This is a genomic window from Mycobacterium sp. NGS18, assembly GCF_059813185.1.
This window is the reverse complement of the sequence record NZ_JCALEC010000005.1, coordinates 220,400-232,551: the sequence shown is the minus strand read 5'-3', so window position 1 is coordinate 232,551 and position 12,152 is coordinate 220,400. Positions and strand designations below refer to the sequence as shown.

9 protein-coding genes are annotated in these 12,152 nt (G+C 66.0%); 4 read left to right on the top strand and 5 right to left on the bottom strand.

Features of this window, described 5'->3' with window-relative positions; genetic code table 11:
- Positions 1 to 52: 52 nt before the first annotated feature.
- The 5 genes from AC5Y31_RS12400 to AC5Y31_RS12380 form a co-directional block, all read right to left on the bottom strand.
- Positions 53 to 1,225 carry a DUF8462 domain-containing protein gene (locus AC5Y31_RS12400; protein ID WP_499980632.1) on the bottom strand — a complete coding sequence of 391 codons (1,173 nt, stop codon included), beginning with the start codon at positions 1,223 to 1,225 and terminating at the stop codon, positions 53 to 55.
- 42 nt (positions 1,226 to 1,267) lie between these two features.
- Entirely contained in the window at positions 1,268 to 5,539 is a 4,272-nt protein-coding gene (gene pglW, locus AC5Y31_RS12395) for a BREX system serine/threonine kinase PglW (RefSeq protein WP_499980630.1), read from the bottom strand.
- A gap of 209 nt (positions 5,540 to 5,748) precedes the next feature.
- The gene (locus tag AC5Y31_RS12390; protein WP_499980629.1) at positions 5,749 to 6,966 is read right to left on the bottom strand and encodes a hypothetical protein; all 1,218 of its coding nucleotides are present in this window, start codon (positions 6,964 to 6,966) and stop codon (positions 5,749 to 5,751) included.
- Positions 6,967 to 7,040: 74 nt separating this feature from the next.
- Positions 7,041 to 8,231, bottom strand: a complete 1,191-nt coding sequence (locus AC5Y31_RS12385) for a hypothetical protein (RefSeq protein ID WP_499980628.1) — start codon at positions 8,229 to 8,231, stop codon at positions 7,041 to 7,043.
- Between the two features lie 283 nt (positions 8,232 to 8,514).
- The gene (locus tag AC5Y31_RS12380) at positions 8,515 to 9,324 is read right to left on the bottom strand and encodes an A1S_2505 family phage non-structural protein (protein ID WP_499980627.1); all 810 of its coding nucleotides are present in this window, start codon (positions 9,322 to 9,324) and stop codon (positions 8,515 to 8,517) included.
- Between the two features lie 114 nt (positions 9,325 to 9,438).
- Between AC5Y31_RS12380 and AC5Y31_RS12375 the strand changes: the two genes are divergently transcribed.
- The 4 genes from AC5Y31_RS12375 (at position 9,439) to AC5Y31_RS12360 (ending at position 12,138) form a co-directional block, all read left to right on the top strand.
- The gene (locus AC5Y31_RS12375; protein ID WP_499980626.1) at positions 9,439 to 10,374 is read left to right on the top strand and encodes an ARPP-1 family domain-containing protein; all 936 of its coding nucleotides are present in this window, start codon (positions 9,439 to 9,441) and stop codon (positions 10,372 to 10,374) included.
- Positions 10,375 to 10,489: 115 nt separating this feature from the next.
- The gene (locus AC5Y31_RS12370) at positions 10,490 to 10,714 is read left to right on the top strand and encodes a DUF433 domain-containing protein (protein WP_499980624.1); all 225 of its coding nucleotides are present in this window, start codon (positions 10,490 to 10,492) and stop codon (positions 10,712 to 10,714) included.
- 3 nt (positions 10,715 to 10,717) lie between these two features.
- Complete coding sequence (locus AC5Y31_RS12365) at positions 10,718 to 11,047, top strand: DUF5615 family PIN-like protein (protein WP_499980622.1); 330 nt, start codon at positions 10,718 to 10,720, stop codon at positions 11,045 to 11,047.
- A 110-nt stretch (positions 11,048 to 11,157) separates the two neighbouring features.
- Positions 11,158 to 12,138 (top strand): hypothetical protein, encoded by a 981-nt coding sequence (locus tag AC5Y31_RS12360; protein ID WP_499980620.1) that lies wholly within the window; start codon positions 11,158 to 11,160, stop codon positions 12,136 to 12,138.
- The last annotated feature ends 14 nt before the right edge of the window (positions 12,139 to 12,152 follow it).

Here is a 12,152-nt window from a genome sequence, read left to right as displayed (position 1 = left end):
TGGTCGTTCACCGGTGTGCTGCTCCTTCGTCGCTGGGAAATGATCAACCTACTCAAGCGGAGTCCACCCCAGGGTTGAGTCCGGTTTGTCCGCGGATAAATTCGGCGAAGCCGGGCGCAGTGAAACTCAAGTAGCCATGTTTAACGGTCTCGATCAACCCCTTGTCCATCAACGAACTTCGGGCCATGCTGATCGCGCTGGTGGGAACGCCCAGGACACGGGCGACGTCCATCCGCCGCTGCGGTCCATCACCCAGCGACGCTACGGCGGTGAGCAGCTCGGCTTCGCGGCCAGACGCCTTCATCCAGCGCGCCCGGAAGAAATCGTGCTGGGAGGTGTCGAACTCCCTTGCGGCCCGTTGGAAGTGTTCGACGGTCAGTGCAGCGCCTGGGTCGGGGTAGCTGGCTGCCTGCCACATCTGCTCGCCGATGAGTTGGATGAAGTACGGGTAGCCCTGGCCTTTGCCGAGTGCCGCGTCCAGTGCGTCGTCGTCCCACTGCACGCCGCGGTCGCTGGCGGGTGCGGTGAGTGCGGATCGTGCCGCGGTCTCGTCGAGGCCACCGAGATGGTTGTAGTCGAACCGTTCACCGAAACTGACGGCCTGGGTGATGACATCTTGCGAGTGGCTCAGCCCGGCGGTGAACGCCACGGCGGGAAGGTCAGCTGCTTCTGATTGCAGATGCTGCCAGGCGTATCCCAATGCTCGCAGTCCGTCGGAGTCGGCCGATTGGATTTCATCGATGAAGAGTGCCAGCCCCGCGTGCTGCTTAGCCACCTCCCTGCCTACCGGAACGATGACATCTTGCAGTGCCCGTCCGGCGCTTGTCCGCGGTGTCGCGCCGGCACCGTCGTCCGCGCCGGCGCTCAGCGAGATCCCGGCGATGGAGACCCGGAGTGTCTTCAACGCAGCCCGCACGGTTTCGCCGGCCCGATCGATCCAGTTCGTCGCCAGTCGCTGGAACTCATCGGTGAGCGCGGCGAGGAGCGGACCGTCGCCTGCGGTGACCCACACGCTCTGGAAGCCGGCTGCCTCGGCGTCGGCCTGCATGATCCGCAGGAGGCTGGTTTTGCCTACGCCGCGAGGGCCGACGTCGACGCGGATGCGACCGGCAAGGCGGTGGAACTGGCTGACGTAACCGAGCCGCTCGCGCATCGCTTCGATCTGGGCGTTGCGACCCGGGAGGATGGTGGCAACCTGGCCGGGGGTGTACGGGCTCGGCTGCATAGGGCGTTTATACCACTTTATATATCGACGATGTATAAGTCTCTATAAATTGTCTGGTTGGCCCGGCAGGGCCTGTGCCGACGGGCCGGCAGCCACCAGATCCGGCGCCGACACCCAGATCACGAACTGCCCACTCGGTGAACCCAGCTGAATCGGTTTGCGGTCCACCAGTGCCCCGGTCTGGCCGCGCAACTGCGGCAGGATCACCCACACCGGCCGCCTTCGTGGCGCGGCGAGATCGCTGAGCTTCGCTAACACGTCAAGATGGCCGTAGCGGGCCAGCGGCGACACCTCGGTCAAGATCAGCGGGACGCTGCTGCGTTCACCGTCGAATACCGCCGCGTGCAGCTGCGCCGACAACTGCGGAACCACCCGATCAATCACTGCCCGCAGGCCGCGGGCGTCGAGTGGGCTGGCGGTGGCAGCATCAGCGCCGCGCACTTTGTCCCACGGCACCCTCTGGGCAGTGGCCAGCTCGTGCATCGCAGTGATCAGCGCGGTGGTGATGTCGATCAGCTGCCCGTTGTAGCTATCGGCCAGCTCGTGGGCCACCCGCTCATGTTCACCGGGGCGATCTGGCGGGATCGGCACCCCGATCGCAACGAAGCCACATTCGTCGATCGAACGGCGCAGCGTGGCAACCAGATTCGCACGTTGCACGGTGGCCGGCTCGTCTGCCGTTGTCGCTACCGGGTGTGGTATGCGGGTGGGCTGGCGCGTGTGGATGCTGGTGGCACTGGTCGGTTCGGGGTCGGCGAACCGGTAGGCCTGCTTGGCCTCGTCCCAGGTCAGTTGCAGGCCGGTGCGGTCCAGCAGTGCATCCAGCTGGGGTCTCGTCGGCACCTTGTCCAGTTGCGGGAATCGGGCGGTCACCCGGGAGCGGATCTGCGATGGCGACAGTGTCTCGGTCTGTGCCAGCCCACGCAGTGCCACCGTCACCGCCGTTGCCGGCGCCATGTTCAGGTTGTGCAACTCACCGCGCCCGGAGACCCCGGCGTGTTTCGTTACCGCGGCCGCTAGCCGCACTAGCCGCAGATCGCTGGGCACTGCGACGGGGGTGTCGGTGTTGCTGACCGTCCGGTAGCCGGTGGTGAAGGCGGCACCCAGTTCGCGGGCCGCGGTCGCCGCGGGAATGACCGCATCCGGGTCGGCCGACACCAGATCCTCGGCGCGCTTGGCCGCCGATTCGGCGGCCGCGAGCAGCAGCTCGTCGGTGGCCAGCAGCGCCAACCGGCGGCCGTGGCGACGGCGGAGGAATTGCTTCTCCCCGGCCAGCATTTCGTGCTCGGCAAGGCGGTCGAGCGCAACCCGCAGCAGACCACCGGCGGCCCGCTCGGCGCGTTGCCGGGCGCTGCTCCCCACGGATGCGGCACCGGGCTCGGGAAGCCGTGCCCGGATCTCATCGATCAGCGTGCTGATCGCGGCCACCCCACCGAAATCGGTGACCACCTGTTTGGCGGCGTCGGTGATCGCATCCAACAGCTCACGCGTGTGAGCGTTTTGCGCCCAATCCTCTTGCAGCTCTTTGAGCAGTTGCGGGCCGCGCTGGGTGGCCTTGCCGAGCTTTGCGGCCAACTCGGTGCTGCTGGCGAAGGCATCCAATCCCGGCGCCAGGCCGAGGATCAGCTCGGCGGCATCCCGTCGGGTCGAGGCGCGCTGGCCCGATACCGCCGACATCAGCAACGCCACCGCATCGTCGAGGCCAAGCAGCTCCCCGGACGGTGCGCTGCGTTGCTGCTTGCCCAGCTTTTTCACCCAGCCCCGGTAGCGGGTGGTGATCTCCTTGCGGGTGTCCTTGGCTTCGCGGGCAACCAGCCGGTTGAGTCGGGTGGCATCCAGCGCGAGCAGTTCTGCGACCGTGGCGACTTGCGCGGTCTCCAACGCCGACACCGCACGAGGGCTCAGGCCCGCCGCGGCCAGTCCGGTGGTGGCCTCGGCTTTCTCGGCGGCCGTGTCACTGTCTTCGGTCGAGGTTTCCGTGGCCGCGGTGTCCAGTGCGGTGAACACCTGGGTCCAGGTGCGCAGCATGTCTTCGGCGGTGTCGGGACGTTTCGCAACATCGCGGGACAGTGCCGCGGCGAAGAACGCGACGAGATTCTTCGCCACCGCAGGGTCGAATGCGGTCGGATCCACGGTGACGTCGTCATCGACGGTGGCCGGGTTGGCGTTGCGATCCGGGCCGTACTGCGGGGTGGCGCCGGTAGCCATCTCGTAGAGCACCACCGCGGCGCCGTAGCGTTCCGCGGCGGTGTCGTACTGGCGGCGAGCGCCGGTGCCCAGGAACGGGTCCAGATACGGCGGTGTGCCGGCCTCGATGTTCGTCGCCTCGACCCCGGCCATCGAGAAGTCAAACATCATCAAATGCGAATCGGTGCGGTTATTCGGCTGGTAGACACCAAGATTCGACGGCTTGATGTCACGATGGACAACCCCGTCGCGTTCCAGGGCGGCCAGCGCGGTGAGCAGATCGGTGCCCCAGCGCTGCAGCACGTCAAGCGAGAGCCGGCCCTTGGCGTTGAGTTCTTCGGCCAGCGTGTTGCGCCCCACGTATTGCAGCAGCAGCGCCGTGCGCCCGCCGACGTCCTGCATTCCGTGCAGGGTGACAATCCGCTCGTCGTTTTGGAGCCGCCCCAGGATCTGGGCTTCGGCGTGCAGGCGCTCGGCAGCCTCCGGATCCTTGGCGACCTTGAGCACCCGGGGGGCGTCGCCCGCCTTGTGATCGGTGACCAGAATGCCCACCGCCGTCGAGCCGGCACCCAGGCGACGCTGGTAGGTGAAGTGACCGCCGGCAAGCTCCGCCCCCGGGCCCGCTTCCAGCGGGTCGGTCTCGGTGGCCTTGCCCAGCACGTCGTCGCGCACGTCGGCCAGCCGGTCGAGGAATTCGGCGACGTCGGCGATGCGTTCGGCCGGGCTGGGCACGGTGGCGTCGAGAACCAGCTGACGAAGCGAGGTGCGGATTTGCGGCAACTCCGCGGCCAGGTCCAGGCCGCGGTCGCGGCGTAGCCGGTCGAGCAGCGCACCGCGCTCGGTGGCCGGCGCTTTACCGCCGGTGAGGATGAAGAACGCCAGTGCGCCCAACCCGAATACGTCGATGCGGGCCGGATCGGTCGGGCGCTGCCCCTCGGGGGCGGCGAACAGTCGGGCGGAGTCGCTGGGGGCGGCGGCCATCAACGTCAACGACCCCGACGACAGCCGGCTGACCGCAGTGTCGGGGTTGGCGGGCAGCACCCCGGCGCTGTCCCAGTCGGTGACCTGCGGCTCGATTTTGCTACCGCGGTCCCGGATCGTGATGGAGCGCGGATTGAGGCCGCGATGCACCACCCGGTTGCGGTGGGCGTAGTGCAGCACGTCGGCGATGTCTTCGATCAGATCCAGCTGGCCTTCGAGGGTGAGGCTGTCCTTGTGGTCGGCGAGCCACAGATCCAGCGCGGTGTCGCCCTTGGGTTGCGGGAACACCAGGCCGATGCCCAACTCGGGATCGTTGACCAGGTCGGTGGGGGTCTGCAGTCCGTCCCGGTGCAGCCGGTTGAGCAGCTGAAACTCGTGGGTGACGGCCTGGGTGCGGGAACGCTGCTCAGCTGACGGGGTGGCAGGGCCCAGGGTGTAGAAGCGGATGCGGGCCGGAGCGGAGCTGGCATGGTGAAACGCCGGCCAGTCCTGCCAGCCGTCGCCGTCGGCCAGCGGTTGCTCTTCGATGATCCAGGAGCCCACCTCCCGTTGGCGGCGCGGTGCCAGGCCGATCTTTCGCATCAGCCCGGCGATCAGCTGGCTGTTGTGCTCGGTAATCGGGTCGTGTTTGGCCGGGGCAAGCAGGCGGGTGGAGATGCCGGGGAGCCCGGTGGTCTTTCGGTGGCCATCGAGTCCGTAGAGGTTGATTGCCGAGTTTTCCGGCAGTCCGCATCGGAACTGCGGGTGGTGCAGGAAGACCAGCTCCTGCACGTAGGGGACGCGGCTTCGGGCCTCGGCGCCGCCGGTTTGGTACATCGCATCCTTGAGCAGCGACGCGAAATACTGGGCCTTGCGCCGGGCCAGCAGCAGCGGGGAATCCTCGGCGCGGTTGTTGGCCCGTTGCCAGACGTGGTCGTTGCCGCGCAGGATGCCGCTGTAGTACTTGAGCTCGATCAGGTACAGAGTGTCGCGGGCCAGCACCAGCAGATCGACCTCATGCCAGCGGCCGCGGCTATCACGGAACTCGAAGTTCGCCCAAGCCCGGAACGGCGCAGCGTCGGGCAGCGCCTGCTTGACCGCGTCCAAGCCCTGCTTTTCGTGGCTGAACTGCGAATCGGCGATCGTGACCCAGCGGCCGTCCTTCACCGGGGCGCTGCTCCTTTGCTCGCAGGGGGTTGCCGTACAACTTACTGAGTCGGGGGCGGGTGTGGTTGGGGATGGGCGGGGTCCGGGTGGTGCTGGGGGTGACAAGAGCGGGGACTTGCAGCAATCGCGGCGTCGCCGACGATCAGCGCCAGCCGCCCGCAGTCGGCGATCGTGAATCAGGTAGGGCGACAGGAATCGAAAGGCTCGCGCTACCGCCGCCTATGCGAACGCGTGCTGCGGGTCCAACGCGAACAGATTATGGTCCCGACTCGGAGCAAGCGGCGCCGTCGCGAGGGCGTCGGCAATCCCGACCTACTCCACGGGGGCCCTGGCGGGTTGCTGTCGATGTGGCTGCGTTGATCCCGGGGAGTGGACACGGGATTCGTGGTCGTGCAGCCGCTGACAACGGAGCGGGTGTGTGGTTTGTCTTGTTGAGACTCGGCTATCGCTGGAGTTGCATACGCATGCGCGAAGACATTGGCCACGATTCGTGCTAGCGGGCTGCACAACCCGTTCCAGTCATTGCCCGGGATATCTACCTGCCGGGTCGTGGGGCCGTAGTGCACGAGGCTGTTCCGTAGGTCCCGCACCCCTGCGGCAACGTGAGTTGCCACAGCGTCATCACTCGAGTCATGGCCGAGCGCGAGAGCCACGGCTTCGAGGTCACCCGAACTTACCGTCGGCAAGGTGAGCACTGCCGCCAGCGATTGATCGTGGCGCGGGTACCAGCTGAGCGTGTCCCCCAGGGCCCGCGCAACCTCAATCCAGGACCCGTCTATCTCAAGAGCGCGCGCCAACGCGGTGGCCTTACTGTACGCGTAGGTGGCCTCTAAACATCGGTACAAGGCCAGGAAGAGGCTCGATGGGTTAAGGTCCAGCACTGCTCGGGTCAGGAACTCGTACGGAAGACCGACGACCCGTTGCTCCGCGAGCAACGTCAGCTCTTCGGCGAGGGGGAGTTCGATCCAACCGTTGCCATGCGCACCTTGTTTCGCGCAGATCGCTAGAACGTTGGCGTAGAAATTCGGTACACCGCCCACATCGTCGTCGACATCCGCCATGCGCATCGTTGGATAGAGCTTTAGCACATCAGCGAGATCGTGGCCCTGATATTCGACGTCATTCTTGCTCCCCGCTCCAACGACGTCAAGGATCAACGCGGGACTAGCGGAGGGATCTACCTCAAGATCAGCCAGCATCGCGACTGCGAGTCCGGGGGACAGCTCGGCCTCTCGAATATAGTCGGACGTGGCCAGCTCGTCAGCGTCGAACCCGGCAAAAACCAACACCTCGCCGTTCGCCGTCTCGATCAGAGCGGCGGCCTGGTTTCGTCCGAACTTCAAGTGTGCGATGCGCTTGGACGTAACGAGAGTGTCGTACTCTGCCTCGTCGAGGAAGATGTAGCGTTCGCCATCTGGGACCGACATTCCGCGGTCAGCTGCGTACGTACTAAGCCGTCCGAAGATCGCGGCCGCGGTGTCATTGGCGCTCCGTGACACAACTATGCCGCCCGCCAGCATATCTCCATCGAGGTCACGTCGAAGTGCTCATCGACGAGCACTTTGAAGGCTTCTTGAAAGACTCCGCGTTCGTAACGTCCGACCTGACCGACACGCCTATCGAGAACTTCCTCAAGGACATCGAGGCGAAGGAAGTCGCGAAGGCCTTGATCATCCAGCCTGTCAAGTTTGGTGAGGAACGCCTTGTGCTCGGACTTCAGCAGTTTCAGGGCGGAGGCCTTTTCCTCAGAATCGCGATCCTCACCCGGACGGCCGAGGATCTTAATCCCGAGCGCGACAGCGAAGCCGATACGTGCGGGTTGCCTGTCGAACACTTGGCGCCCGCTTAGCCCGGGCTCATCCGTCGACGTGGCGCGGGAGAAGGACTTGTCCAGATCCACCAGCATGCCGAGTACCTCGTAGAACTGATCCTGGAAGTTGGCATCATCCAGATTCTCGACGAAGTCCAGGCGCGAGAACTCGTCCGAGACCTGCTCCTTGGTGTCTACCGTTGTCTTCCGCAGGGAGAACGCCATGTACATCTCGACGATCGAGTCAAACCTCAACTGAGCGGGGCCGACCCTGCGCCCCGGATCATCCGGGGTGATCAGTTTCTCAATCGTCGGGACTCGCTCCCGGAGTTCTTCGAGCATCGACGCGAACACCACAGCGATCTGTCGATCGAGTGTCCAAGGCACCTGGCCTGTATTGAGCACGAGCATGCGATAGATCAGGGCGCGAACACTCCTTGTCAACCAGAACTCGACTCGCATCGGCCGGCTGAATACTGACTCGTCTTTTTCGCTTGCCGCGCGCAGGGCGGCGGTGCGCTGCATTCCGTCGATGATCGAAACGTCTTCACCGGGGATGCTCATCAAGATCGTCTGGAGGGTGTCATAGTCCGAAGGTGGCATGTTCTCGAACGTCGGGCCGTCGACAACGAGACCGATAACAATGGGCGGAAGCACTGTGCCCTTAGTAAGGTCGGAAACCATACGGTCGCGTATCCGACGCGCCGTTGTCGTGCCCAGGACAGCGCGTTGTCCTTCGATTCCCCCCTGGCTGGCAAGCGCCTTCGCCACGACCTTGAGATAGTCGCCGACCGACATCTGGGTCATGACGGAGTAACAGTCAATCCGAGAATCATGAATCGCATTTACAAGGACGCGATCGCCCGTCGCAGGTTCATCCATGAGTAGCCTTCCGTTGTCAGGAGGAATGATTAAAAGCTATGGATCTAAGCGGGCGTGCCTTCCGTATGATGCTCCGGCAGTCACTCCACCACGTCACCGACCGCGGTACCGATATCGGGTGTGACCGGTGCGTCGTCGTCCATTGCGTCTCCTATCTCGCCTGCAGCGGCCGCTGGAGTCGGTCCCGAGGTTCGTTGGCGCTCGAGGCTCCCGAGATGCAGGCCGCATGTGCGGTCGTGTAGATCATCTCAAACTCAATTGGGGTCAAGTCGTGACATGGATGTCAGGACTCGTCGTCCAGCCGCGCGCTGAACTCCGAAGGCAACACTACGTTTTCGGGCCTGTCGGCGAACAGCGGTGCGATCTGGTCGGCGCGGTAGCCGGCGATGCCAGTGCCGATCGGGGTGACTTGGAAGCGCAACTCGGGGTGGGCACGCGCATAGCTCAGAAAGGTGTCCACTTCGGCGGCGAGGGTGGGGAAGCCGCTCATGGTGTCGATGGCGTAGGACTGGCCGTGGTGGCCGTGACCCTCGCCCCAGACGGCGCCGAACTTCTGGAAAGCGTCGCGGGCGGCCCCGCCGTCGTGCAATCCGTGCGCATTGGAGCCGAAGACGAACACCTCGTTGGGCGCCAGCCGCTCGATACGACTGCTGGTCAAGGAGTCCATGACGCGGCGCTGGATCTGATTGAGCGCATCCAGGCGCACCCCGCGCGGCAAGTACTCGATCGCGTCCACCGCGACGGCGACGACCTCGCCCAGCGTCGGGCGCGCCGACGCGGATAGGCCCGGTGTAGCGGGCGCGGCATCCGGTTTGCTGCTCGGTAACGAGTCACGAAGCTCCTCGGTCGCGAACAGGTCATCGAGGCCGACGCCGAGCGAGCTGGCGATGGCGAGCTGCTTGGGGTGCGAGGCGTTGCGGTAGCCCGTCTCGAGCTGCGAAAGGTAGGGGTAGGAGATGCCGGCCGCCTCGGCGAGCGCGTTGCGGTCCATGCCGAGCTCTTCGCGCCGACGCCTGATCCGCTCGCCGACCCCGGCGTCGCCTCGGCGGGGAGAGTTCCCGCGCGGGGCGCCTGGCCGGGTCCCTTCCGTCATGGCGCCCAAAATACCAGGGATTATGCCAGTGGCAAAAGGCTAGTTGCGCGCATGGCGTCATCAGAGGCTGAGCTTAAAGCGTTGTCAAAGGTATGCAACTGGCATAGGAGCACGATGACTGCAACGACGAACCCGTCCCTTCCCCTTCTGCACGTCGGCAGGGGCACCCAGTACGGCGCGTTGACGCTCTTCCCTGTCTGGGCAGACGGCGCCGCTATCGGCCTCGAGTGGGACCTGGGCGCCCTGGAGGTCGGCGAGCACGACCGCGGCGGGCAAGTGAATTCCCTGGCCGCGGTCAACGCCGGCGCCAAACCGGTCGTTCTTCTCGAAGGCGATCTGCTCGAAGGCGGCTGGCAGACCCGGATGATCGCCCGCTCGACCATCCTCGGCCCGCACGAGGCCACGAACCTTGCGGCGCTCTGCGTAGAACAGGGCCGCTGGGAGTCCGGCGGCAACCGCGGCCACCGTGCCGCCGGCCGCCGCGTCTCCACCTCCCTTCGCGCCGCCCGTGACCGCGCCTATGGCCGCGGCGAGGATCCCCAGCACGAGGTCTGGCATGGGATCGCCTCCCGCTACGAAACGAGCGTGCGGACGGCTACTAGTTCCTTCGCCGACCACCTCGATCGTGTTGCCCGCGAACGCAGTCGGCGCACCGAGCGGCCGCTTCCGGCCAAGCCGCTGGCCGGCCAGCGCGGCGTGATCATCGGCATCGGCGGCCGGGTGCTCGGAATGGAGCTGCTGGCAACACCCACCGCGCTCGCCAAGCGCTGGACCGGCATCCTCGAGGCGGCTCGCTTCGATGCCGACAGCGCGCCGGAGGCGCCGACGCCCAGTCAGCAGGCCCGCGACTTCGCCGTCAAGGTCGAGTGCGCGCACCTCAACGTGGGCCGCGAGTCGCCCTCCGTACTGTCGCTCGCGGCCGATCGGCATTCGCTGCATCTCAGCGGGATCGCCATGCCGGAACCGGACCGCTCGATCGATGGCGTCTTTTGGCGCATCGTCCACCTCGCCGCCTACGACCAGGTGCACCCGTTGCTCGCGGGCGCGTAAGCCGCAACGCGGATCGCTTCGTCGAAGTCGCGCACCGCGGCGCCATCGCCTCCCCGGTGCGGATCTCGTCCACTCAGCAAACGCCCTACTGGATCGACCGCAGTACCCTTGGTCCATGGCAACGTTTGAGCGCATCACCATCGACCCGGAAATTGCCCACGGCCGTCCGGTGATTCGCGGCACCCGCATGCGCGTCGCCGACGTACTGGCGTTACTTGCAGCCGGGGCGTCCGAGCAGGAGATCGTGACGGACTATCCGTACGTGACTGCCGAAGATGTCAAGGCGTGCCTGCGGTATGCCGCAGCGCAAGCCGACCATACGATCCTCACCACGTCATAGCCGGTGCGGTTCCTGATCGACGCGCAGCTGCCGCCGGCGCTCGCGCGCATGCTGATGGATCACGGCCACATCGCCGAGCACGTTTACGACATTGGGTTGGGCGGCGCGGCAGATCGAGCCCTTTGGGATTATGCGCTCGGCCATGATGCCGCACTCGTCACAAAGGACGAGGACTTCTACGACATGCTCACGTTAAGTGACGCTTCACCGGTCATCGTGTGGGTCCGGGTAGGCAACACCAGGCGCCACGAATTGCTCGGATGGTTCGAGCCTTTGATCGATCGCATCGTCGAGCTGGCGGCTGCCGGGAATCGGCTGATCGAACTGCGCTGAGCCGTGCTCGATGGCGATTTCTAGCGCATCGTCCACGTCGCCGCCTACGACCAGGCGCATCCGTTGCTCGCGGGCACGAAATGTCAGACCCCACTCGTAGCCTGCCCACCATGAACCCGTTGGCAACCCGGGCCCGCGCGGCGCTGCGGTCCGGTGCCGGTCCTGTCATCGTCGCGCTGTTCGTCGCACTGGTGGCCGGATCGACCGGCTGGGCCGTCGCGATCGCCGTCCTGGCCGCAGTGGCGTTCGCCGGCAACGTCCTGGCGCCGTGGATCGCGGAACAGCAGGGCATCGCCGCGCGGCGCCGCGCGGAGATCCGGGACCGCGCCGACCGTCAGCACCGCTGGGCGTTGCGTGGCGACAGCAGGGGCTTCTATGGCGCCGAAGGTGCCGAGTTGATGCGCCGCATCGCCGACGAACCAGACCTGGGCGAGAGCGGTGACCCGACCGACGTTGCCGCCGTGGCGTACACGGCCGACGGCCTGGCCGCGCTGCTGGCCGAACGGCCGGCCTGCTGGCGGTACGCGGTCTTCGTCTCGGTGCTGGTGCAGCGGTACGCAGTGCTGCAACCGCGGCTGCGGGATCAGCAGCTCGGCTACGCTCCACCCGGACGCACCCGCAGGCACACCGGATTTGCGCTGGGGCAGTACCTATTCGGCCTCCTCGAGCAGATGTCTGCGCTGCTCAGCCAGATCGAGGACCTGATGCTCAGCCCAGCCTTCCGGCGGATGTTCGGAGACCCCACCGACGAGCGCAGCGCCGATGCCGACGCCATCATGCACGCGGCGCACCGGCTGATGGATCTCCACGAGCGGCTGCTGGGCCTGGCCGAAAACTGCCGCAGCATAGATACGTCGGTGGACCACGTCGACGTCGTGCGCGACTGCGCTCGGGTGCTGGACGTTCCGCTGGAGGGCTACCGCCGGTTCATCGACGAGTTCGTGGCCCGCGTCGCCGAGCTGCGCGACGTGCTGCCCTATGCGCGCGGCACCATCGAGATGGACCCGGTCCTGCTGGAGATGGATGACAACGACGTGCTTCTCGACAAGGCGTTCGCGGGAATCAGGAAGCTGGCACCCGGTGCCCGGTGAGCGCGCGCACGTAG